This is a genomic window from Citricoccus sp. (assembly GCF_032154715.1).
Classification (GTDB): Bacteria; Actinomycetota; Actinomycetes; order Actinomycetales; family Micrococcaceae; genus Citricoccus.
This window is the reverse complement of the sequence record NZ_JALDXU010000055.1, coordinates 1-22,330: the sequence shown is the minus strand read 5'-3', so window position 1 is coordinate 22,330 and position 22,330 is coordinate 1. Positions and strand designations below refer to the sequence as shown.

At 69.5% G+C, this 22,330-nt stretch carries 20 protein-coding genes and 1 tRNA gene; 2 read left to right on the top strand and 19 right to left on the bottom strand.

Features of this window, described 5'->3' with window-relative positions; translation table 11 throughout:
- Positions 1–49: 49 nt before the first annotated feature.
- The 16 genes from atpA to argS all read right to left on the bottom strand — a co-directional run bounded on the left by atpA (position 50) and on the right by argS (position 18,182).
- Complete coding sequence (atpA, locus tag RUH65_RS10295) at positions 50–1,687, bottom strand: F0F1 ATP synthase subunit alpha (RefSeq protein WP_313817309.1); 1,638 nt, start codon at positions 1,685–1,687, stop codon at positions 50–52.
- An 80-nt stretch (positions 1,688–1,767) separates the two neighbouring features.
- Entirely contained in the window at positions 1,768–2,577 is an 810-nt protein-coding gene (locus RUH65_RS10290) for a F0F1 ATP synthase subunit delta (RefSeq protein ID WP_313817308.1), read from the bottom strand.
- Positions 2,577–3,152, bottom strand: a complete 576-nt coding sequence (locus tag RUH65_RS10285; protein ID WP_313817307.1) for a F0F1 ATP synthase subunit B — start codon at positions 3,150–3,152, stop codon at positions 2,577–2,579. The genes RUH65_RS10290 and RUH65_RS10285 overlap by 1 nt, the downstream gene beginning before the upstream one ends.
- Before the next feature lie 70 nt (positions 3,153–3,222).
- Complete coding sequence (locus tag RUH65_RS10280; protein ID WP_313817306.1) at positions 3,223–3,432, bottom strand: ATP synthase F0 subunit C; 210 nt, start codon at positions 3,430–3,432, stop codon at positions 3,223–3,225.
- 145 nt (positions 3,433–3,577) lie between these two features.
- Positions 3,578–4,390 carry a F0F1 ATP synthase subunit A gene (gene atpB / locus RUH65_RS10275; protein WP_313817305.1) on the bottom strand — a complete coding sequence of 271 codons (813 nt, stop codon included), beginning with the start codon at positions 4,388–4,390 and terminating at the stop codon, positions 3,578–3,580.
- A 297-nt stretch (positions 4,391–4,687) separates the two neighbouring features.
- On the bottom strand, positions 4,688–5,116 hold the full coding sequence (locus RUH65_RS10270; protein WP_313817304.1) for a hypothetical protein: 429 nt from the start codon (positions 5,114–5,116) through the stop codon (positions 4,688–4,690).
- An 8-nt stretch (positions 5,117–5,124) separates the two neighbouring features.
- Positions 5,125–6,240, bottom strand: a complete 1,116-nt coding sequence (locus tag RUH65_RS10265; protein ID WP_313817303.1) for an MraY family glycosyltransferase — start codon at positions 6,238–6,240, stop codon at positions 5,125–5,127.
- Complete coding sequence (locus tag RUH65_RS10260) at positions 6,237–6,878, bottom strand: L-threonylcarbamoyladenylate synthase (RefSeq protein WP_313817302.1); 642 nt, start codon at positions 6,876–6,878, stop codon at positions 6,237–6,239. Before RUH65_RS10260 ends, RUH65_RS10265 begins: the two co-directional genes overlap by 4 nt.
- The gene (gene prmC, locus RUH65_RS10255) at positions 6,875–7,819 is read right to left on the bottom strand and encodes a peptide chain release factor N(5)-glutamine methyltransferase (protein WP_313817301.1); all 945 of its coding nucleotides are present in this window, start codon (positions 7,817–7,819) and stop codon (positions 6,875–6,877) included. Before prmC ends, RUH65_RS10260 begins: the two co-directional genes overlap by 4 nt.
- Before the next feature lie 4 nt (positions 7,820–7,823).
- Positions 7,824–8,903, bottom strand: a complete 1,080-nt coding sequence (gene prfA, locus RUH65_RS10250; protein ID WP_313817300.1) for a peptide chain release factor 1 — start codon at positions 8,901–8,903, stop codon at positions 7,824–7,826.
- Positions 8,904–9,036: 133 nt separating this feature from the next.
- Positions 9,037–11,199: a transcription termination factor Rho gene (rho, locus tag RUH65_RS10245; protein WP_313817299.1), complete on the bottom strand. Its 2,163-nt coding sequence runs from the start codon at positions 11,197–11,199 to the stop codon at positions 9,037–9,039.
- 240 nt (positions 11,200–11,439) lie between these two features.
- Positions 11,440–12,465: a homoserine kinase gene (gene thrB, locus RUH65_RS10240; RefSeq protein WP_313817298.1), complete on the bottom strand. Its 1,026-nt coding sequence runs from the start codon at positions 12,463–12,465 to the stop codon at positions 11,440–11,442.
- On the bottom strand, positions 12,465–13,592 hold the full coding sequence (thrC, locus tag RUH65_RS10235; RefSeq protein ID WP_313817297.1) for a threonine synthase: 1,128 nt from the start codon (positions 13,590–13,592) through the stop codon (positions 12,465–12,467). The genes thrB and thrC overlap by 1 nt, the downstream gene beginning before the upstream one ends.
- A gap of 5 nt (positions 13,593–13,597) precedes the next feature.
- A complete protein-coding gene (locus RUH65_RS10230; RefSeq protein WP_313817296.1) occupies positions 13,598–14,974 on the bottom strand; it encodes a homoserine dehydrogenase in 1,377 nt (458 codons plus the stop codon).
- Positions 14,975–15,057: 83 nt separating this feature from the next.
- Positions 15,058–16,524, bottom strand: coding sequence for a diaminopimelate decarboxylase (gene lysA, locus RUH65_RS10225; protein WP_313817295.1), 1,467 nt, complete (start codon positions 16,522–16,524; stop codon positions 15,058–15,060).
- A gap of 2 nt (positions 16,525–16,526) precedes the next feature.
- Positions 16,527–18,182 (bottom strand): arginine--tRNA ligase, encoded by a 1,656-nt coding sequence (gene argS, locus RUH65_RS10220; protein WP_313817294.1) that lies wholly within the window; start codon positions 18,180–18,182, stop codon positions 16,527–16,529.
- 140 nt (positions 18,183–18,322) lie between these two features.
- Here argS and RUH65_RS10215 point away from each other — a divergent pair.
- Positions 18,323–18,398, top strand: a tRNA-Arg gene (locus RUH65_RS10215).
- Positions 18,399–18,475: 77 nt separating this feature from the next.
- On the opposite strand, the gene RUH65_RS10210 is transcribed toward RUH65_RS10215, so the two are convergent.
- A complete protein-coding gene (locus RUH65_RS10210; protein ID WP_313817293.1) occupies positions 18,476–18,811 on the bottom strand; it encodes an META domain-containing protein in 336 nt (111 codons plus the stop codon).
- A 29-nt stretch (positions 18,812–18,840) separates the two neighbouring features.
- Here RUH65_RS10210 and RUH65_RS10205 point away from each other — a divergent pair, with 29 nt between their 5' ends.
- Positions 18,841–19,788, top strand: coding sequence for a GNAT family N-acetyltransferase (locus tag RUH65_RS10205; RefSeq protein WP_313817292.1), 948 nt, complete (start codon positions 18,841–18,843; stop codon positions 19,786–19,788).
- Positions 19,789–19,806: 18 nt separating this feature from the next.
- Here RUH65_RS10205 and putP read toward each other — a convergent pair whose 3' ends face one another.
- Entirely contained in the window at positions 19,807–21,348 is a 1,542-nt protein-coding gene (gene putP / locus RUH65_RS10200; protein WP_313817311.1) for a sodium/proline symporter PutP, read from the bottom strand.
- A 141-nt stretch (positions 21,349–21,489) separates the two neighbouring features.
- Positions 21,490–22,281, bottom strand: a complete 792-nt coding sequence (locus RUH65_RS10195) for an ABC transporter ATP-binding protein (RefSeq protein ID WP_313817310.1) — start codon at positions 22,279–22,281, stop codon at positions 21,490–21,492.
- Positions 22,282–22,330: the final 49 nt, after the last annotated feature.

Below are 22,330 nucleotides of genomic sequence, written 5' to 3'. Positions count from 1 at the left end.
GGTCATTCCTGGTGGAAGGACCGGACGGGACTGCCATCGGCACAACGGGTCAGCGCTTCTGCTTGACGATCTTTTCCTGGGTGACCTGATCGGCCGCCAGCGGCTCGTGCTCCTCGTGGCCGGCGGCGACGAGCTTGCTGTCGCCTTCCCCGAAGAAGCCCTTCTTGAACGCCTCGACCTCGGTCTTGAGCGCCTCGAGGGTGGAGTCCTCCAGCTTGCCGGTCTCGCGGATCGGGCCGAGCACCACCTCCTTGCGACGCAGGTGGTCCAGGAAGTCGCGCTCGAAGCGCAGCACGTCCTCCACCGGGACCTCGTCGAGGTGACCGTTGGAGCCGGTCCAGATGGACACGACCTGCTCCTCGACCGGGTACGGCGAGTACTGCGGCTGCTTCAGCAGCTCGGTCAGCCGCTCACCACGGGCCAGCTGGCGGCGTGTCGCCGGATCCAGGTCCGAGGCGAACATGGCGAAGGCCTGCTGGTCGCGGTACTGCGCCAGGTCCAGCTTCAACGTGCCCGAGACCTTCTTCATGGCCTTGACCTGGGCCGCACCACCCACGCGGGACACCGAGATGCCCACGTCGACGGCCGGACGCTGGTTGGCGTTGAAGAGATCCGACTGCAGGAAGATCTGACCGTCGGTGATGGAGATGACGTTGGTCGGGATGTAGGCCGAGACGTCGTTCGCCTTGGTCTCGACGATCGGCAGGCCGGTCATGGAACCGCCTCCCAGCTCGTCGGACAGCTTGGCACACCTCTCCAGCAGGCGGGAGTGCAGGTAGAACACATCGCCGGGGTAGGCCTCGCGGCCCGGCGGGCGGCGCAGCAGCAGCGAGACCGCACGGTAGGCCTCGGCCTGCTTGGAGAGGTCATCGAAGATGATGAGGACGTGCTTGCCGCCGTACATCCAGTGCTGGCCGATGGCCGAACCGGCATAGGGCGCCAGGTACTTGAAGCCGGCCGGGTCGGAGGCCGGGGACGCCACGATGGTGGTGTATTCCAGGGCGCCGTGCTCCTCGAGCGTCTGACGCACGGAGGCGATCGTCGAGGCCTTCTGTCCGACGGCGACGTAGATGCAGCGCACCTGCTTCGACGGATCGCCGGACTCCCAGTTGGCCTTCTGGTTCAGGATGGTGTCGATGCCGATGGCGGTCTTGCCGGTCTGGCGGTCACCGATGATCAGCTGACGCTGGCCGCGGCCGATGGGGATCATGGCGTCGATGGACTTCATGCCGGTCTGCAGCGGTTCGTCCACGGACTTGCGCTGCGTGACGCCCGGCGCCTGGAGCTCCATGGCGCGGCGGGCCTCGGCCTCGATCGGGCCCATGTCGTCCAGGGGTGCACCCAGCGGGTCCACCACGCGGCCGAGGAAGGCGTCGCCCACCGGCACGGAGAGGACCTCACCGGTGCGCTGGACTTCCTGGCCCTCTTCGATGCCCTGGAAGTCGCCGAGCACGACGACGCCGATCTCGCGGGTGTCGAGGTTCTGGGCCAGGCCCAGGGTTCCGTCCTCAAAGCGCAGCAGCTCGTTGGCCATGACGGAGGGCAGACCCTCCACACGGGCAATGCCGTCTGCTGCGGAGACGACGTGGCCGACCTCCACACGTTCGGTGCCGGCCGGTTCGTAGGATGCCGCGAACTCATTCAGGGCATTGCGAACATCGTCAGCGTTGATGGTCAAGTCGGCCATCTGCGTTCCCTGCTCTCTGGGGTTGGTGATCATCGACATGCCGATGACCGAAGGTGTCTTGTGGGTTCGTCAGACCGGCCTCAGCCGGCCATCTTCCGCTGGAGGTCATGCAGACGGGACTGCAGGGAGGAGTCGACGACGTCGTCTCCCACCTGGACCCGGATGCCACCCACCAGCTCGGGGTCGACGGCCACGTCCAACTTCAGGTCGCGGCCAAAAAGGCGCTTCAATGCAGCGGCAAGCCGCTCCTGCTGAGCCGGGGCCAGGGGGCGGGCCACGGTGACTTCGGCGATCCACAGTCTCTGACGCTCCGCCACGGTGTCCACGAAGCCGCGGATGAGATCCACGGGCTTGTGGCCCCGCGGGGCTTCCACCGCCTGGCGGACCAGGAGCTTGGCCTCGGGGGAACCGTCGCCCAGCAACCGCTCGGCCAGGGTGCCCTTGGATGCGGCAGGAGCCTGCGGATCCGTCAGCGCGCGCTGGAGATCATGGGACTCCTGGACCGCGCGGTTGAAGGCCAACAGCTCGTCGGACAGCCGCCCGAGTCCGTCCAGCCCGTCATGTTCGGCCGAGGCCGCCACGGACGTGGTGGCCAACTGCTCGAGGGCGTCTCCGTAGTCCCGGGTCTGGGACCATTTGAGGCCGGCCAGGGTGGTGAGGACCCGCAGGGCATCCTCGGATACCTTGGACCCGAACAGCGAGCCGACGACTCCGGTGCGACGCTCCACCGACCACGAGGGATCGGTCAGGGCGCGGCGCAACGGGGCGCTGGAGTCCACCGCCGCGAGGGCGGTGAACAGCTCGGAAGCCAGCTGGGTGCCGCCGGAGACCAGGACGGAGTCCAGTTCCTGCCGGGCGGTGGCCAGCGAATCGCTCGATGCACCTGCCATTACTCAGCCACACCTGCCGTGCCGGACGCGGTGCCGGCGGTCGAGTTCCGCTCGAGGTCCTCGAGGAACCGGTCCACCACGCGCTGCGAGCGGGCGTCGTCCTCCAGGGATTCGCCGACGATGCGGCTGGCCAGGGTGGTGGCCAGGGCGCCGACGTCGGTGCGGAGCGAGGTCTCGGCCTGCAGACGCTCAGCGGCGATCTGGACCTGGGCCTGCTCGACCAGTCGGGCAGCGTCGGCGGCGGCCTTCTCCCTGGCCTCGGCCAGGATCTGGGCGCCTTCGGTACGGGCCTCCTCGCGGACGCGGTTGGCCTCGGCGTAGCCGTCCTGCTGCTGCTGCTCGTAGTCAGCCTTGAGGGCGTTGGCCTCGGCCTGGGCCTTCTCGGCCTTCTCGAGTCCGCCCTCGATGGCGTCCACGCGGTTCTGGTAGGCGTTCTCCAGAGCCGGGGCGATGTACTTCACCACGACGAACATCAACACGGCAAAGCCAACGGCGGTAACGAGCACCTCCCACCAGTTGGGAACGAGGGGGTTGGCGCCCTCGGCTGCAGCGAGAATCGCTTCAGACCTGATCATGTTTCAACCATCCTTCGGTGAAGTTTCCTGCTCTGTGGATGGCCGGCGAACCGGCCGGGAAGGGCAGGAATCAGAGGACGAAGGCGAAGACCAGGCCCAGGATGGCCAGGGCCTCGGCGAGGGCGAAGCCCAGCAGGGCGATGGGCTGCAGGATGCGCTGGGCTTCCGGCTGACGGGCGACGCCGTTGATGTAGGCGGCGAAGATCAGGCCCACGCCGATGGCGGAGCCGATGGAGGCCAGGCCGTAGCCGATCAGATTCAGGTTGCCTTCGATTTCCATGGTGTTCCTTTCAAGATGCCTGACGGCAGGTTGTGCGGGGGTTCCCGGCGGATTCCGGCGGTTGCCGGGACCGGGACGTGCTGCGGTGGCGGATCACTCCGCCGAACCGTGCCCACCTTCACCCAAGGATGGCGGGCCCGGAAGGTCAGTGGTCGTTGGCGGCCAGCGCCCCTTGGATGTAGATCGCGGTGAGCAGGGTGAAGACGAACGCCTGCAGGTACATGATCAGCAGTTCCAGGAAGTACATGGCCACGGATCCGAGGACCACCAGGACACCGGTGGCCTGGAGGGCGACGTTGCCCGTCTCCATGATCAGGTACTGGGCGCCGGCGCCGGCCAGCATGATGATCATGTGGCCCGAGAGCATGGTGGCCATCAGACGCAGGGAGTGAGTCAGCGGCCGGACGAGGAAGGTGGAGATGATCTCCAGCGGCACCAGCAGCGGCAGGATCCAGCCGGGGACACCGCTGGGGACTACGGCCAGCTTGAAGTACTTGAGGCCGTTGCGCTTGATGCCCAGGCCGATCCAGATGATGTAGACGATCAGTGCCAGGGCGTAGGCCGACCCGGCGTGCGAGAAGCTCGGCAGCTGCAGGAAGGGAACGGCGCCGAACAGGTTGTTCACGATCACGAAGAAGAACAGGCCGAACAGCAGCGGGACGAAGGGCTTGAACTCCTTCTCACCGATGATGTCCCGGCCCATACTGTTGCGCACGAAGGCGTAGCCGGACTCGGCCAGCCACTGCACCTTGCCCGGGACGAGGCCCGGCTTGCGCATGGCGAGCATGAAGAAGGCCGAGATGAGGATCACCGAGAGGATGATCATCAGCATCTGCTTGCCGAAACCGGTGCCGTACTCTGCCATCCAGGGCAGGATGTCCGGCAGGTGGGTCTGTTCGATCGTGGGGGGAGCGAATCCACCCTCATCGGTGGAGCTGGCGAGCACGATCGGTAGCACGCTGATCCTCTCTGCAGTGTCGGTCAACGGAACGCGTACGGCGCGTTTCCACCCCGCGATCGACCGGGCGGCACAACGCGGCCCCGACCGTCGTTATTGATCGTTGATGAGCCTATCAAACCGGGCGTGGTGCTGATGACCAAAAAGCCCAATTCGGCGCGGTTTTCGCGCCGTCGGACGATTTATTTCTACGTTGCGTCGAAGTCACACCGTCATCGGCCCGACATCTGCCCGTGACCAGACCGTGATGCCGGGTGGCACGCCGGCCCCTGACCCTCCGTCGAGACGCCGCGGCGGTCAATCGTCGTAGATCTGCTGCCGGGTCCGGGCGAAGACGAGGACCTCGGTCACCTGCCAGGCCACGATGGCCACGAGGGCGCCGAGGCCGGCGGCCATCGTGTCCAGCCAGGCCGGCGTGGGCACCACGGTGAGCAGGACCGCCATCAGGATGATCTTCAGGACGAAACCGAAGAGGGCGATGAACACCGCCTGCTCCCGCCAGCGGTCCCAGGACCAGGCCGTCACCAGCAGCGTGAGGCCGGAGAGGACCACCACGGCGGCGCCGGCCAGTCCCAGCGACGCGGCGGCGGCCCCACCGACCGCTCCCCCGACCACCAGCCACGCGACGGCGGCGGCCGCGGCCAGTGCGGCGACGGAGCCGATAAGGCAGGCGGTCAGGATCCCCCACCAGCCGCGGGTGTTGACGCGCTTCGCGGACGATTTCATGGGCGGCTTCATGGGCGGAGCTCCCTCGATGATTCCCTCGAACGGCGCACCCAGGGGTGCAGGGTCAGGTATCCGGCACCCAGCAACAGGACGCCGACGACCGGCAGGACGATCAGCCAGTCGAAGAAGTTCAGTGAGACCACCCCATAGGCGATCAAAAAGGTCCACAGGTAGAGCAGCAGCACGGCCTGGCGATGGGTCCACCCGCCGTCCACGAGTTTGTGGTGCAGGTGGCCGCGGTCGGCCGAGAAGGGGCTGGACCCGCGGACCGTCCGGCGCACCACGGCCAGGGCCAGGTCCAGCAGCGGCAGCGCCATGACGGCGATCGGCAGCAGGATCGGCATGTAGGCCGGGACGTTGCGGAAGCGGAAGCCCTCCATCGCCTCCACGTCGGCGGTCACGGCCACGGCGGCGGTGGCCAGGAGCAGGCCGATGAGCATGGCGCCCACCTCGCCCATGAAGATCTTCGCCGGGTTGAAGTTGTGCGGCAGGAAGCCGAGGCAGGACCCGACGAGGACCGCCATGAGCAGGGTGGCCAGGTTGGAGTAGTCGAACTCGTTGATGGTCCGCGTCAGCAGGTAGGTGTAGATGAAGAACGCCGATCCCCCGATGACGGCCATTCCGGCGGCCAGCCCGTCGAGGCCGTCCACGAAGTTGATGGCGTTCATGGTCAGCACGAGGATGAAGATCGTCAGTCCGATCTGGATCGGCTCGTTGCCCACCGGGATCCATCCCACGGGCATGGCCTCGACCCGGATCCCGTGGAAGGCCACCAGGGCGGCCGCCGTCACCTGGGCGGCGAGCTTGAGCGTCCAGTGCAGGTCCCACAGGTCGTCCGCCACGCCCATCGCCAGGACCACGGCGAGGGCGAACAGCAGCCCGCGGATCGGATCCGGGTCGGAGAAGATGCCGTCGAGGAACGGGATCATGGCGCCGATCCCCAACGCGACCAGCACGCCGGCGATCATCGCCACCCCGCCGAGTTTGGGCACCGGCTCACGGTGCACGTCCCGCTGGCGTTGTGGGGTGTAGACGCCCCCGGCCAGGGCGAGCCTGCGTACCGCCGGTGTCAGGACGAAGCTGATGACGGCGGAGAGCCCCAGCAGCAGCAGGTAGACCTTCATTCCACGAGGTCCGGAACCACCGCGGCCAGCTCGCCGTGGGACAGGGCCCCGTGACGCACCACGCGGAAGGACGAGACGGTGCAGTCGATGATGGTGGACGGTGCGGAGACGGTGCGTTCGCCGTCGTCGAGGTAGACGGACACCGTGTCTCCGAGCATCTCGCGCGCGGCCTGGGCCGTCGTCGCCGCCGGGAGGGAGGTGCGGTTGGCACTGGAGACGGCCAGCGGGCCGTATTCCTGGAGCAGCTCGCGCGCCACCTGGTCGTCCGGCACGCGCAGGGCCACCGTCCCCCGGGTCTCCCCCAGGTCCCAGGTCAGCGAGGGCTGTGCCGGGAGGATCAGGGTGAGGGGCCCCGGCCAGAACTCCTCGGCCAGGTCTCGGGCGCCCTGCGGGACATCGACGGCCAGGCCGTCCATCACCCGGGTGCTCCCGATCAGCACCGGCGGCGGCATGGCCCGTCCCCGGCCTTTGGCGGCCAGGAGCACCGCCACGGCCTGCGGGGAGAAGGCGTCGGCGCCGATCCCGTAGACCGTGTCCGTCGGCAGGACCACGCATTCGCGGTTCGCCAGTGCCCTCCGGGCGGCCTCGATGGCCTCGTCCAGTCCGGCTTCCGTGGTGCAGTCGATCAGCAGGCTCACCGTGCCATTGTCCCATCCGTGCGCGCCGCGATCGTATAACGCGGCCGCCCGTTGAGGTCCTCCCGGGTCTGGACGTCGCTGAACAACCCGTCCCGTCGCAGCAGGGCGGACATCAGCTCGCCCTGCGTGTCGTCGTGTTCCATGACCAGGGTTCCGCCCGGGCGCAGCAGCCGTGCGGCCGCGGCGACCACGACGGCCGGCAGACGCATGCCGTCCGCTCCCCCGCCGTACAGGGCCAGACCCGGATCGCGCCGCGCCTCGGCCTGCACCGGGATGCGACCGTCCGGCACGTACGGAGGGTTGGAGACCACGACGTCGGCGCGGCCGTCCAGGTCCGGCAGCGCGGTCGCGGCGTCCGCGACGTGCAACGTGACCCCGCGCGGGGCCAGGTTGGCGGCCGCCCACCAGGCGGCCTCGGGGTCGGCCTCCACCGCGTGGACCGTGGCGCCGGGAACCTCGCTGGCCACCGCCGCGGCGATGGCCCCGGAGCCGGTGCACAGGTCGACCACCAGTGGGCGTCCGTCGGCACAGCCCTGGCCGTCTGTGCTGTCCTGTGCCGCCAGCGCGGCGTCGATGGCCGCTCCGGCGACGAGTTCGGTCTCTGGGCGGGGCAGGAACACGCCGTGTCCGACCTGCAGCTCCACGGATCGGAATGTCGTGGTGCCCGTCAGGTACTGCAGCGGGGTGCGGGTGGCGCGGGAGATGGAGAGCCGGCGAAGGTCGACGGACTGGAGCAGGTCCAGCCGGCGTCCGGCGATGGCCCAGGCGGCCACCTCGCCACGGCTGGCGCCGAGGACGTGGGCGGCCAGCAGCTCGGCATCCGCGCGAGGCGAATCCACGCCGGCCGCGGCCAGCAGCTCGGTCGAGGACCGCAGTAGGGACTCCAGCGTCGCCGCCTCGGTCACCGCCTCGGTCACCGCCTCAGTCTGTCGGTTCGTCATGGTCTCAGTCATGCTGCCCCAACGCCTCCAGTCGGTGCGCCTCGTCCGTCTCGATGCAGGACTGCAGCACGGGGCCGAGGTCACCGTCCAGGACGGCGTCGAGGTTGTAGGCCTTGTATCCGGTGCGGTGGTCCGCCACCCGGTTCTCCGGGTAGTTGTAGGTCCGGATGCGCTCGGACCGGTCCATCGTCCGGACCTGGGAATGCCGGGTGGCGGCGTTCTCGGCGTCGAGCTGCTCCTGCCGGTGGGCCAGCAGGCGGGAGCGGAGCACGCGCATGCCGGCCTCGCGATTCTGGATCTGCGACTTCTCGTTCTGCATCGACACCACGATCCCGGTGGGCAGGTGGGTGATGCGCACGGCGGAGTCTGTGGTGTTCACGGACTGGCCGCCGGGGCCGGAGGACCGGAACACGTCGATCTTCAGGTCGTTGCCGGAGATGGCGACCTCCTCCGGTGCATCGACCTCGGGGAACACCAGCACGCCGGCCGCCGAGGTGTGGATCCGGCCCTGCGACTCGGTGACGGGGACGCGCTGCACGCGGTGCACTCCGCCCTCGAACTTGAGCTGGGCGTAGACCCCCTCGGCCGGGTCAGTCGACTTGCCCTTGATCGCGACCTGGACATCCTTGTAGCCGCCGAGATCAGACTCCGTGGTGGAGAGGATCTCCGTCTTCCAGCCCTTGGACTCGGCGAAGCGCACATACATCCGCAGCAGGTCCGCGGCGAAGAGGGCGGCCTCCTCGCCGCCCTCGCCGCCCTTGATCTCGAGGATGGCGTCCCGCGCGTCGGCCGGGTCCCGGGGGATGAGCAACCGGCGCAGCTTCTCCGTGGCCTGCTCCGCCGTGGCCTGCAGGCCAGGCACCTCGGCGGCGAACTCGTCGTCGTCCTCGGCGAGCTCGCGGGCATCGGCCAGATCGGCCTCGGCCTGGGTCCAGGCCCGGTGCGCCGCGACGATGGCACCGAGCTCGGCGAAGCGACGGCCCAGCTTCCGGGACAGGACCTGGTCCTGGTGCACGGCCGGGTCCGCGAGTCTCTCGGTCAGTTCACGGTGCTCGTCCAGCAGATCCTGCACGGATTCGAACATGGGTGTCTTCCTTCAGTCAGGGGTGGTGCCCGTGGCGGGGTGAACGACGTGGCCCCCGTCCCTTCCGCCGTCCAGTGCCCGGTGGATACCGGGCTGCTGATGACGGCGGAGGGACGGGGGCCAGGGTGGGTCGCTACTTCTCGCCCTTGGAACCCAACGTGGTCTTGGAGACCAGCATGAGGAACTCGGCGTTCGACTGCGTCTCCTTGATCTTGTTCGTCAGGATCTCCAGCGCCTGCTGCGTGTCCAGGCCGGACAGGACCCGGCGCAGCTTCCACATGATCTTGATCTCGTCGGAGGTCAGGAGGTTCTCCTCGCGGCGGGTGCCGGAGGCATTGACGTCGACGGCCGGGAAGATGCGCTTGTCCGCCAACTGGCGGGACAGGCGCAATTCCATGTTGCCGGTGCCCTTGAACTCCTCGAAGATGACCTCGTCCATCTTGGAACCGGTCTCCACCAGCGCGGTGGCGAGGATGGTCAGGGAGCCACCGTTCTCGATGTTGCGGGCAGCACCGAAGAACCGCTTCGGCGGGTACAGCGCGGAGGAGTCCACGCCACCGGACAGGATGCGGCCGGAGGCCGGCGCGGCCAGGTTGTAGGCACGGCCCAGACGGGTCATGGAGTCCAGCAGGACCACCACGTCGCGGCCCATCTCCACGAGTCGCTTGGCCCGCTCGATGGCCAGCTCGGCCACGGTCGTGTGGTCATCGGCCGGACGGTCGAAGGTCGAGGCGATGACCTCGCCCTTGACCGAGCGCTGCATGTCGGTGACCTCTTCCGGACGCTCGTCCACCAGCACCATCATGAGGTGCACCTCGGGGTTGTTGGTGGTGACGGCATTCGCGATGGACTGCAGGATCATCGTCTTGCCGGCCTTCGGCGGGGAGACGATGAGACCGCGCTGCCCCTTGCCGATCGGCGAGACCAGGTCGATCACGCGCGGGCCGACCAGCTTGGAGTCGGTCTCGAGGCGCAGACGCTCCTGCGGGTACAGCGGCACCAGGTCGTTGAACTTGGTGCGCTTGGGGCTGTCCTCGGCCTGCTGGCCGTTGACGGAGGTCAGACGCACCAGGGCGTTGAACTTCTGCCGGTTCCCACCGCCGGCGTTGCTGTTGTTCTGGCTCTCGCCGTCCCGGGGGGCCCTGATGGCGCCCACGACGGCGTCGCCCTTGCGCAGGCCGTACTTCTTGACCATGGACAACGAGACATACACATCGTTCGGGCCGGGCAGGTAGCCGGAGGTCCGCACGAAGGCGTAGTTGTCCAGGACGTCCAGGATGCCGGCGACGGGCAGCAGCACGTCGTCCTCGGTCATCTCGGTGTCATCGACCTCGGGGCCGCTGCGACCGCGGCGGTTGCGGTTGCGGTCGTTGCGGTTGCGGTTGCGGCGGTTGCGGCGGCTGTCCTCGTCGCGGTCGTTGTTCCGGTCGTTGTTCCGGTTGGAGCCCCGGCTGCCGGACTGCTGATCGTTGTCGGACTTGTTGTCCTGCTGGCGATCGGCGTTCCGCTCGTTGCGGTCCTGGTTCCGCTCGTTGCGGTCCTGGTTCCGGTCATTGCGGTCGGCATTGCGGTCGCTGCGAGTATTCCGGTCGTTCCGGTCGCCCCGGCCGGAACGGTTGTTGCGGTCGCCGCGGGCGTTCCGGTCGTTGGCGCGCTCCTGTGGTCCGTCGGTCCCCTGACCGGTACCGTCGCCGGCTCCGTTCCGGGACTCCGCGGCCCCCTCGGACGAGGTCTCCGCGGAGACGGACCGGTCCTCGCCGGTGGTGCCGGCTGCCGACTCGGCGCGGCGCGAACGGGTCCGGCGGGCCGGGCGCTCGGGAGCGCCGCCCTCGGCGCCGGCGGCCGACGTCGCGGCCTGATTCTGGTCGGTCGGCTGGTCGGCCGATGAGTCCGGCTGGTTCTGGTCAGCTGACTGCTCGGCCTGCTTCTGCTCGGCCTGGGCGGCCTTGCTGCTGCGGGACCGGCGCTTCGGTGCGGCCGCGCCGTCGTCAGCACCGGCCTTGCTGTCAGCGGCCTTGCCGTCTGATCCGGCAGCGGCGCCGGACGCGCCCTCAGCCTGCTTGCGGTCCGCGACGGAGCCGCCGCGCTGGTGGCTGGAGATGGCGGCCACCAGGTCGGACTTGCGCATCCGGGATCCCCCGGTGATGCCGAGCTGGGAGGCCAGGGCCTGCAGCTGTGCCAGCTTCAGGCCGGCCAGGCCGCCACCTGTCTGGGCGGCGGCGGTGGTGGCAGCCGCGGCTGGTGCCTCGGCGGAATTGCCCGCGGAGGCCGTGGGCAGTTCAGTGGTTTCGGTCACGAAGGTTCCTTCTCCCTCGTCAGGCAGGATCCGACTGGAGGGATCCCGCGAAGTGTGTACCGGCTGCCACCTGAGCAGGTGGCTGAAAACCGGGATTCAGTACCGGATCGGATTCGATCCGGGAGAGTCCAATCCAGGGAGCCAAGACAGGCCGAAGCCCGCTGGGACCGTACTGGTCCGCGTGGAGCCTGGATTCCCACCGACCACGGGATCCGCGCTCTCGGCGGAATCCCGTCGGCATCAGCCCGAGATGGGCTGGCCTGAGCGGTGTGTCTCCACCTTAGCACCCGCGGCGTCCACGGGCAGAATGCTGACACGCCACGACTGCGCGGACCCGTTGAGGCCAGCCTGCAGGGCCACCCGGGCGCGATCCGCCTGGTCCCTACCGTCGGCGAGCACCATGACGGTCGGGCCGGCCCCGGAGACCACGGCGGCCAGGCCCTGCCGGCGCAGGTCCCGCACCAGTCCGACGGACTCCGGCATGGCCGGCTCCCTCTGGTCCTGGTGCAGCCAGTCGCGCGTGCCGGCCAGCAGCAGTGACGGCTCGTGTGTCAGTGCGTGCACCAGCAGTCCGACTCGGCCGGCGTTCGCGGCCGCCACGTGGTGCGGCACCTGGGCGGGCAGCAGCCCGCGGGCGGTCTCGGTGCTCAGCGGCTGCGCGGGGATCGCCACCACCGGCACCACCGCGGCATGCGGCCTCATGGCTGAGGACCGGTAACGACCGTCCTCCTCCCAGGAGACGGTGAGCCCCCCGGTCAGGGCCGGCGCCACGTTGTCCGGGTGGCCCTCCAGGTGCGAGGCCGCGTTGAGCAGGTCCGCCCCGGAGGCGCGTTCCTCCTCCGGCAGCAGGGCGTCGGCGAGCAGGATGGCACTGGCGTGGGCCGCGGCCGAGGAGCCGAGCCCGCGGCCATGCGGGATTCGGTTGGTGGCCACCAACTCCAGCCCGGGCACCTCCCAGCCGCGCTCGAGCAGATAGGCGCGCAGCGTGGCGATCACCAGGTGTGAGGCGTCGGTGGGCACGGTGCCGGCTCCCTCGCCGTGCACCACGGCTGAGAAACCCTCGTCCACGGTGGTCACCTCGACGTCATCCCGCAGGTCGAGGGCGAGGCCCATGGAGTCGAATCCGGGGCCGAGGTTCGCCGAGGTCGCCGGGACGGAGACACGCACCGTGAGCCCGGCGGGCACGTTCCGCAGCCCCTGGGCCAACCCCGCTTCCAGGCCCGGCACCCGGCTCGGTACCACACCCTGCTCTGGCCGGTTCGGCATCAGGCGAGCCCCAGGGCCTCGGCCACGGCCACGACGTCGAACGGCACCTTCTGCGGTTCGATGTCCGAGCCGTCCGCATTCCTCAGGGCCCACTGCGGGTCCTTCAGGCCATGACCGGTCACGGTGATGACCCAGCGCTTGCCGGCCGGGACGTTGCCGAGGGCATGGTGCTTGATGAGTCCGGCCACGCCGGCGGCGGAGGCCGGCTCCACGAAGACGCCCTCCCGGGCGGACAGCCAGCGGTGGGCGGCGAGGATCTCCTCGTCGGTGACGGAGTCGATCATGCCGCCGGACTCGTCGCGGGCCGCCTCGGCCTGTTCCCAGGAGGCGGGGTTGCCGATGCGGATGGCGGTGGCGATGGTGTCCGGCTCGGTCACCGGGTGCCCGAGGACGATCGGTGCCGCACCGGCGGCCTGGAAGCCCCACATCGTGGGGGTCCGGGTGGCCACGGCGGGCAGCTCGACCGGCTCGGAGCCGGCCGGGACGGCGCCCGGGTGGGGGTTGGTGTAGGGCTGGGAGTACTCCTGGTAGCCCTTCCAGTAGGCGGTGATGTTGCCGGCGTTGCCGACGGGCAGCAGGTGGTAGTCCGGGGCGTCACCCAGGGCGTCCACGACCTCGAACGCACCGGTCTTCTGCCCCTCGATGCGGTTCGGGTTCACCGAGTTGACGAGGAAGACCGGGTAGTTCTCCGAGAGCTTGCGCGCCACGTCCAGGCAGTTGTCGAAGTTGCCGTCCACCTGCAGCAGGGTGGCACCGTGGGCAATGGCCTGCGAGAGCTTGCCCAGGGCGATCTTGCCGTCCGGGACCAGCACGGCGCAGGTCAGCCCGGCCTGGGTCGCGTAGGCGGCGGCAGAGGCCGAGGTGTTGCCGGTGGAGGCGCAGACCACGGCCTTCGCGCCCTGCTCCACGGCGGCGGTGATGGCCATGGTCATGCCGCGGTCCTTGAAGGAGCCGGTGGGGTTCATGCCCTCGAACTTCACCCACACCTCACCGTCCACGAGCTGGGACAGGGCCGGGGCCTCGATCAGCGGCGTGCCGCCCTCGCCGAGGGTGACCACGCGGGTGCTCTTGCTGACGGGCAGGCGGTCGGCGTATTCGCGGATGACCCCGCGCCATTGGTGTGCCACTGTGTTCAGTTCCCTTCGACTCGCAGGACCGAGACCACTTCGGTCACGACGTCCAATTCCTTGATGGTGGCCACGGTGGCCGCCAGGTTCTGCTCTTTGGCCTCGTGCGTGATGATGCGCAAGACCGACTCGGGCGCCTCATCGGTGTAGGCCTCATCGGATTCCTCGACGACGAGGTCATCCTCTGCCAGGGGGACCTGGCGCATGGACACGATCGAGACCCCGTGCTCGGCGACGGCCGAGGCGATGGCGGCCAGCACTCCGGGGCGGTCCGCCACGCGGATGACCACCATATAACTGGTGCGCGCCTCCCCCACGGGCAGGGCCGGCACCACGGACCGTGGGGTGTGCGTGCGTCCGGCGCCGCCGCGGACCAGCCGGCGGGCGATGGACACGGTGTCCCCCATGACGGCGCTGGCCGTGGGCGCCCCGCCCGCGCCGGGGCCGTAGAACATCAGCTCGCCGGCGTTCTGCGCCTCGACGAAGACGGCGTTGAACGCGCCGCGGACGGCGGCCAGCGGGTGTTCGCGCGGCAACAGGGTCGGGTGCACGCGCAGGACGGCGCCGGCGGTCCCGTCACCGGCCGTGATCCTCTCGGCGATTGCCAGCAGCTTGATGACGTAGCCGGCCTCGGAGGCGGCCTCGTTGTCCGCGGCGGTGATCCTGGTGATGCCCTCGCAGTAGACCTCGTCGATCCGGAAGGGTGCGTGGAAGGCCAGGTTGGCGAGGATCGCGGCCTTGGCGGCCGCGTCATGTCCCTCGATGTCCGCCGTCGGGTCGGCCTCGGCGTAGCCGAGTTCCTGGGCCTCGGCGAGGGCATCATCGAAGGCCGCCCCGGTGGTGTCCATCTGGTCCAGGATGTAGTTCGTGGTGCCGTTGGCGATACCCATCACGCGGGTGACGGTGTCCCCCGCCAGGGAGTCCCGCAGCGGGCGCAGGATGGGGATGGCCCCGGCCACGGACGCCTCGAAGGAGAGCTGGGTGCCGGCCTCGGCGGCCGCCGCGAACAGTTCCGAGCCGGACTGGGCGAGCAGGGCCTTGTTGCCGGTGACCACGGCCGAGCCGTTGCCGATGGCCCGTTCGATGAGCGACTTGGCCGGCTCGATGCCGCCCATCAGCTCCAGCACGATGTCGGCGGAGTCCACCAGCGCCTCGGCATCCGTGGTGTACAGCTCGCGGGGCAGCTGGTAGTCGCGACGTCCGTCCGGGTTGCGGACGAAGACGCCGGCCAGCTCCAGGCGCGTGCCCACGCGCGCGGCCAGCATCTCGGCGTCCTCCGTGAGGATCCGCGCCACCTGGGAGCCGACGGTGCCGGCGCCCAGCAGCGCGATCTTCAGGGCCGGCTGTGGGGCGTGCGGCGCGGACGGGGTCGTGGCGGTCATGGTCCTCCGTTGGTTCTGGGAGATGGTTCTGGGAGTGGGAAAAGTCAGGAACGAGAAGTCGGGGTGGACAAGCCGGGGGGCCGCTACAGCCCGGTCTCGCGGGCGAAGAGGTCCTCTTCGGTTTCGCGGCGGATGATCACGCGGGCCTGCCCGCCGTGGACCGCGACGACGGCCGGCCGGGTGAGCATGTTGTAGTTGCTGGACAGTGAGTGGCAGTACGCACCGGTGGCGGGCACGGCCAGCAGGTCGCCGCGGGCCACGTCCTCCGGCAGGTAGGCGTCTTTGACGACGATATCCCCGGACTCGCAGTGCTTGCCGACCACCCGGGAGAGCACCGCCGGCGCGCCGGAGGCACGGGAGGCCAGCGCCACCGAGTAGTCGGCCTCGTAGAGCACGGGCCGGGCGTTGTCTGACATGCCCCCGTCCACGGAGACATAGCGGCGCGGATGGGTGGCGCCCCCCTTCCCGTCCACGGTCACGGTCTTGCGGACACCGGCCTCGTACAGGGTGAAGGCGGCTGGGCCGGAGATGGCGCGGCCGGGCTCGATGGAGATCCGTGGGCAGGCCATCCCCAGCGCCGCGCAGGCCGCGCCGACCACGTCGGCCAGCGTGGTGGCGATGTCCTGCGGGGTCCGCGGGGTGTCCGCGGCGGTGTAGGCGATGCCGTGGCCGCCGCCGAGGTCCAGCTCCTCCAGCTCGACGCCGTGCTCCGCCTTGATCTCGGCGAGGAAGCCCAGCAGCTTCTCGGCGGCGACGCCGAAGCCCTCGGGCTCGAAGATCTGCGAGCCGATGTGGCAGTGCAGTCCGCGCAGGTCGATGGAGGTGGCGGCCAGGGCGCGCGCGACGGCCGCGGCGGCCGGCGACCCGGCCGTGCCCGCCGCCCCGTCGGTTCCAACAGACCCGTCCGGCCCCGCCATCGAGAGCCCGAACTTCTGGTCCTCGTGGGCCGTGGCGATGTACTCATGGGTGTGGGCGTGCACGCCGGGCGTCAGACGCAGCATCACGGGCGCGACCGCGCCGGCCTCCGCGGCCAGTTCGGCGAGCCGGTCCAGCTCGTCCAGGGAGTCCACGACGATGCGCCCGACCCCGGCGGCCAGGGCCCGGCGCATCTCGTCATCGGACTTGTTGTTGCCGTGCAGTCCGATGTGCGCGGGCTCGACGCCGGCGCGCAGCGCGGTGGCCATCTCGCCCCCGGAGGCGGTGTCCACGCGCAGACCCTCCTCGCTCACCCAGCGGGCCGCCGCGGTGCAGAGGAACGACTTTCCGGCGTAATAGACGTCCACGCCGCCGCACAGTTCCGCGAAGGCCTCAGTGAACGCGTCGCGGAAGGCGCGGGCGCGTGAGCGGAAGTCGTCCTCGTCGAGAACCAGGAGGGGTGTCCCGTAGTCCCGGGCCAGCTGGGAGGCGGGCAGGCCCTGGACGGCGATCTCGCCGTCGTCGTTCCGTTCCACTCCGGCGGCCCAGAGCTTGGTGACCAGGGCGTTCGGATCTTCGGGGTAGTCGAGCCAGTCGGGGGCCAACGGCGAGGCGTGGGCCGTCGAATCAGTCACGGTCACATCCGTTCCGGGGCGCTCACGCCCAGCAGGTCGAGTCCATTGGCGAGCACCTGCGCGGTGGCCTCGTTGAGCCACAGGCGGGTGCGGTTGAGGTCCGTGATCTCCCCGCGCTGGCCGTCGTCCCCGGCGACCGGCACGATCCGGCAGGCCCCGTACCACGCGTGGTAGGCCCCGGCGATGACCTCCAGATGGCGGGCCACGCGGTGCGGTTCGCGGAATTCGGCGGCCTGGGCCACGATCGACGGGAATTCGCCGAGCCGGGCCAGCAGATCCGATTCGGTCGCGTGCGTCAGCAGTCCGGCGTCGAAGACGGAACGGTCGACGCCGGCCGCCTCGGCCGTGCGGGCCGCGCCCCGGGAACGGGCATGGGCGTACTGCACGTAGAACACCGGGTTGTCATTGGTCTTCGATGTGAGGATCTCCGGGTCCATGGTGATGGGGGAATCCGCCGGATACCGGGCCAGCGAGTAGCGCAGCGCGTCCGCACCGAGCCAGTCGATGAGGTCCTTCAGTTCGATGATGTTGCCGGCCCGCTTGGACAGCTTGGCCCCGTTGACGGAGATCAGCTGGCCGATGAGCACCTCGATATTGCGGGCCGGGTCGTCACCGGCGCAGGCGGCGATGGCCTTGAGGCGGCCGACGTAGCCGTGGTGGTCCGCACCGAGCAGGTAGATCTTCTCGTTGAAGCCGCGGTCCTTCTTGGACAGGTAGTACGCGGCGTCCGCGGCGAAGTAGGTGGGCTCGCCGTTGGCGCGGATGAGCACGCGGTCCTTGTCGTCCCCGAAGTCGGTGGTGCGCAGCCAGACGGCGCCCTCGCGGTCATCGATGTGCCCCTGCTCGCGCAACCGCTGGACGGCGTGCCCGATGGCGCCGGACTCGTGCAATTCTTTCTCGGAGAACCAGACGTCGAAGTGCACGCCGAAGTGACCCAGCGTGTCCCGGATGTCCTGCATCTGGTGGCGGTAGGCGGCCTCGCGGATGATCGGGAGGGCGGCCTCCTCGGTGAGGGCGGTGATGTCCGGGTGTTCGGTGCGCACCTGGGTGGCCAGGTCCTGGATGTACTCGCCCGGGTAGCCGCCTTCCGGGACGGGCAGGCCGTGCAGGCGGTGGTGGACCGACTGGGCGAATACGTTCATCTGGTGGCCGGCGTCGTTGATGTAGTACTCGGCCGTGACCTCGGCCCCCGAGGCGCGCAATAACCGGGAGATCGCGTCGCCGAGCGCGGCCCAGCGCGTGTGGCCGATGTGCAGGGGCCCCGTGGGGTTCGCGGAGACGAACTCCATGTTGACCACCCTGCCCGCCAGCGCGGTGTTCCGACCATAGGCCGCTCCGGCCTCGACGACGGTGCGGGCCAGCTCACCGGCGGCCGCGGCGTCGAGCGTGATGTTCAGGAAGCCGGGGCCAGCGATGTCCACCCGGGCCACACCGGGGACCTGCCCCAGCTTCTCGGCGAGCAGCGCCGCGAGGTCACGCGGGGCCAGGCCGGCCTTCTTGCCCAGCTGCATGGCCACATTGGTGGCCCAGTCACCGTGCTCTCGGTTCTTCGGTCGCTCCACCTTGATCGTGGTGGGCACCTCCACAGAGATCTCGCCGGAATCAACGGCATCCTGCAGGCAAGCGGCCAGGGCTGTGGAAAGGTCTTCGGGGGTCACCCGCGACAGTCTAATGTTCTGCCGGTCCCCGTCCGTAACCGGAGGGGGACCGGCGGCGGACCGCCAGCCGGTTTCCCGCACCGGCCCCGCATGGGGTAGGGTGATCGAGTCCTGATCGGCCCGCCGATTGAGAGACCCCCGCCTCCGTAGCTCAGGGGATAGAGCGTCTGCCTCCGGAGCAGAAGGCCGCAGGTTCGATTCCTGCCGGGGGCACCACCCTCTCCACTTTTCTCCCCCTCAATCCCTTTCGTGGCCGCGTCGCCGGTACACCGTGAGTATGGAGTTCGTGGATGTCACGCGGTGGTCGCGGCGTCCGGGACGGCCCGAGGCAGGGCGCCGATGACCCGGCCGGCCGGATCGAGGATCTCGAGCCGATCTCCGGACGAGTCCTGGAGAAGCCGAGCGGCCACGGCGCCGTTGAGCCAGGTGTCCACGCCTTCGCAGAACATCATCGTCGAGACCAGACGGCCGAAATCGATCCGCTCCGCCGTCACGGTCCACTCCCCCCTGAGGTGGTTGCAGCCGTCCGAACCGTGCAACCGGCCCCAGGCCTCGAAGCCCAGCCACGGCTGGCCCGGGGCGTCGGAGCCCCAACGGTGGTCGACGAGTTCGGCAGCCAGCTCTTCCATCACGCCATCGTAGGGCAGACGATGCCGTCATGGCCGAGAGCAGCCCGTTCGACGGAGAGCCAGTGAAGAGACCCGTGCAGAGAAGCGACGCCCTGGCCTTCATCATCGCCTGCCAACAGGACCCGGCCACCGGTACCGCCTTCCTCGGGGAGGACGCCGCCGGGATCGAGGCCGAGCTTGACGGCCTGGACCAGCCCTGGCTGCGGAACCTGAGGACCGTGGAGCAGGACGGCACGATCCTCGCCGCGTGCACCGTCGACTGGGATCCGGAGCCGTCCCTGGCCTGGGTCCACGGTCCGTGGGGCGCTCCGGAGCAGGTGGACCGCCACGGCGCCGCCCTGGTGGCGGCCGTGTGCGACGCCGTCCCGGCGGGAGTGGAACGCTTCGAGATGTGCGGCCACGTGGCCAACGGGTCCATGGCCGACCTGGCCACCGGCCTGGGCTGGACCGCCACGGAGGTGAACTACGCCATGGTGGTCCCGGCCTCCACTGCGGCGCGATGGGCGGATCCCGCCGCACCGTCAGAACAGCCGGCCCCGGTGCGCCGCCGAGAACCGGTGCGCATCCGCCCGGCGGAACCGGCCGACATCGGTCTCCTGGAACCGCTGCACACGGCCGAGTTCGGCGAGGCCTACGCGACCGCGGCCCAGCTGCTCTCCCGCCACCACACCGTGGTGGCCGAGGATTCCACCGGAGCGGTGCTCGGCTACGCTGCGGGCTCCCTCCAGGACGACGGTCAGGCCTATGTGGACTTCACGGCCGTGCTCCCCGGGGCCCGGCGCCATGGAGTGGGCCGCCGGCTCGTCATCGGACTCGCCGAACGGCTCCTGGCCGCGGGCGACCCCGGAATGCTGCACCTGACGGTGCGGGAGTCCCGGGCCGCGGCGCACGCCCTGTATTTGTCCCTGGGAATGCGCCAGGACGCGGCGCTGCGCGGCTACCGGGGCCCACGGGTGACGGCTCGGCGCCCCGGGTGAACCGTCCTCCCGTCTCCTTCAGGCCTTTGAGGCGACGAACTCCTTGCCCTTGGACACGGCGACGGCCTCGTCGAACTCGGCGCTGATCTCGGCCGTCTTCGCAGCCTGCGGGCGGTGGGTCACCAGGGAGACGATGCTGCCCGCGATGGCGGCCAGCACGAAGCCGGGCACGATCTCGTACATCTCGAAGACCCCGCCCCAGGCCTCGTCCGGCATGTTGCCCCACCAGAAGACGATGACGGCGCCGACCACCAGTGAGGACAGGGAGCCCCAGGCGTTGAACTTCTTCCAGAACAGGGCCAGGATCACCACCGGCCCGAAGGAGGCGCCGAAGCCGGCCCACGCGAAGCTGACGAGTTCCAGGACACTGGCCTCGGGATCGAGGGCGATGATGATCGCGATGACGGCCACCAGGATCACACCGCCGCGGCCCAGCCACAGCTCTTTCCGCGCGCTGGCCTTGCGGCCGAAGAGCTTGTAGAGGTCCTCCACCAGGGCGGAGGAACACACGATCAACTGGGAGGAGATCGTGGACATCACGGCGGCCAGCACGGCCGCGAGGACCAGTCCGGCCACGAAGGGGTGGAAGAGGATCTGGGCCAGGACCAGGAACACGGTCTCCGGGTCATCCAGCGTGGTGCCGGGGTTCGCCTGGAAGTAGGCGATGCCCACCAGCGCGGTCATGATGGCGCCGAAGGCACAGATGGCCATCCAGGCAACGCCGATGCGACGTCCGGCCACGGCGTCCTTCGATGACCGCAGGGCCATGAAGCGGACGATGATGTGCGGCTGGCCGAAGTAGCCCAGACCCCAGGCCAGCGCGGAGATCACGCCGACCCACGTGGCGTTGGCGAGGAAGGACAGCCGGTTGGTGCCCTCCCCCATTCCGGCGTCCGCGGATTCGATCAGACTCACCATCTCGCCCCAACCACCCAGGTTGATGATCGCGACCACCGGGACGGCGATGAGCGCGGCCAGCATGAGCAGGCCCTGCACCACGTCCGTGAGCGAGGCGCCGAGGAAGCCGCCGAACAGGGTGTAGACGATGGTCACGCCGGCCACGAGCAGCATGCCGGCCAGGTAGGTCGAGCCGAAGGAGGACTCGAAGAACTTTCCCCCGGCCACCATGCCGGAGGACACGTAGAAGGTGAAGTACACCAGCACGATCCCGCCGGCCACGATCCGCAGCAGGTGCGTGCGGTCACGGAAGCGGTTCTCCAGGAATGAGGGGATGGTGATGGAGTTCCGGGCCACCTCGGTGTAGGACCGCAGGCGCGGGGCGATGAACTTCCAGTTCAGCCAGGCACCGATGGTCAGGCCGACGGCGATCCAGGCCTCGACCAGACCAGAGGCGTAGACCGCGCCGGGCAGGCCGAGGAGCAGCCAGCCGGACATGTCCGAGGCGCCCGCGGAGAGCGCCGCCACGAACGGCGGTAGCTTTCGACCGGCCAGCATGTAGTCGTCGAGGTCGTTGTTCTTCCGGGATGCGTAGAAGCCGATGGCCAGCATCGCGGCGAAGTACAACAGGATTGCTATGAGTTTGAAGGTGGTATCCATCATCTCCTCGTCCCCAAGGCTCATCCTGGCCCGGGACCTCGACATCAGGGTGCGGTGGGGTCACCCTGTCACGTGCAGGGGGGCCCCGCCAGCCGCCGTACCGGGCGACCGCGGATCGGCCGGAAAGGGGCCCGGCGCCGGCGCCTACTGGAGCAGGGTCTTGTCGTCCAGCGTGGCCCCCTTGATCTTCTCGAACTCGCCCAGCAGGTCCCGCACGGTCTTGCCGCGCTTCTGCTCTTCGTCGAGGTCGAGGATGATCTGACCGTCGTGCATCATGACCAGTCGGTTGCCCACCCGCAGGGCCTGCTCCATGTTGTGCGTGACCATCAGCGTGGTGAGTCCCTTGTCGGTGACGATCTGCTCGGTCAGCCGGGTCACCAGCTCGGCGCGCTGCGGGTCCAGGGCGGCGGTGTGCTCGTCCAGCAGCAGGATCCGCGGGTCCGAGAACGTGGCCATGAGCAGGCTGAGGGCCTGCCGCTGGCCGCCGGAGAGCAGGCCGACCTTGGCCTTGAGCCGGTCCTCGAGGCCCAGTTCCAGGACGGAGAGCTCCTCCGCGAAGCGGCGGCGCTTGGTGTTGGTGACACCTCGACCCAGCATCCGGGTGGCACCGCGCTTGTCCGCGATCGCCATGTTCTCCTCGATGCTCAGATGCGGTGCGGTGCCCGCCATCGGGTCCTGAAAGACGCGACCGACCAGCGCGGCGCGGCGGTAGTCCTTGAGCTTCGTGACATTGCGCCCGTCGATCGTCACGGTGCCGGAGTCCGGGGACAGTCCGCCGGAGATCACGTTCAGCACCGTGGACTTGCCCGCCCCGTTGGAGCCGATCACCGTCACGAAGTCGCCCTTGCCCAGGTGCAGCTCGATCCCCCGCAGGGCGCGCCGCTCGTTGACGGTGCCCGGGAAGAACGTCTTGTTCACGTCCGTCAGTGTCAGCATCAGCGGGTCCCTCCTGCGCTCGGGGCGTCCGGTGCGCCGGCGGAGGCTG

What these genes read in the sequence shown, in the direction of transcription:
- RUH65_RS10270 (WP_313817304.1), bottom strand. Translation starts at nt 5,116, where the DNA reads ATGAAATCGTCCGCGAAGCGCGTCAACACCCGCGGCTGGTGGGGGATC.
- prfA (WP_313817300.1), bottom strand. Translation starts at nt 8,903, where the DNA reads ATGTTCGAATCCGTGCAGGATCTGCTGGACGAGCACCGTGAACTGACC.
- RUH65_RS10230 (WP_313817296.1), bottom strand. Translation starts at nt 14,974, where the DNA reads ATGACCGCCACGACCCCGTCCGCGCCGCACGCCCCACAGCCGGCCCTG.
- putP (WP_313817311.1), bottom strand. Translation starts at nt 21,348, where the DNA reads ATGATGGATACCACCTTCAAACTCATAGCAATCCTGTTGTACTTCGCC.
- RUH65_RS10280 (WP_313817306.1), bottom strand. Translation starts at nt 3,432, where the DNA reads ATGGAAATCGAAGGCAACCTGAATCTGATCGGCTACGGCCTGGCCTCC.
- RUH65_RS10195 (WP_313817310.1), bottom strand. Translation starts at nt 22,281, where the DNA reads ATGCTGACACTGACGGACGTGAACAAGACGTTCTTCCCGGGCACCGTC.
- thrB (WP_313817298.1), bottom strand. Translation starts at nt 12,465, where the DNA reads ATGCCGAACCGGCCAGAGCAGGGTGTGGTACCGAGCCGGGTGCCGGGC.
- RUH65_RS10290 (WP_313817308.1), bottom strand. Translation starts at nt 2,577, where the DNA reads ATGGCAGGTGCATCGAGCGATTCGCTGGCCACCGCCCGGCAGGAACTG.
- RUH65_RS10265 (WP_313817303.1), bottom strand. Translation starts at nt 6,240, where the DNA reads ATGAAGGTCTACCTGCTGCTGCTGGGGCTCTCCGCCGTCATCAGCTTC.
- RUH65_RS10205 (WP_313817292.1), top strand. Translation starts at nt 18,841, where the DNA reads ATGGCCGAGAGCAGCCCGTTCGACGGAGAGCCAGTGAAGAGACCCGTG.
- RUH65_RS10210 (WP_313817293.1), bottom strand. Translation starts at nt 18,811, where the DNA reads ATGGAAGAGCTGGCTGCCGAACTCGTCGACCACCGTTGGGGCTCCGAC.
- prmC (WP_313817301.1), bottom strand. Translation starts at nt 7,819, where the DNA reads ATGACGAACCGACAGACTGAGGCGGTGACCGAGGCGGTGACCGAGGCG.
- atpA (WP_313817309.1), bottom strand. Translation starts at nt 1,687, where the DNA reads ATGGCCGACTTGACCATCAACGCTGACGATGTTCGCAATGCCCTGAAT.
- RUH65_RS10285 (WP_313817307.1), bottom strand. Translation starts at nt 3,152, where the DNA reads ATGATCAGGTCTGAAGCGATTCTCGCTGCAGCCGAGGGCGCCAACCCC.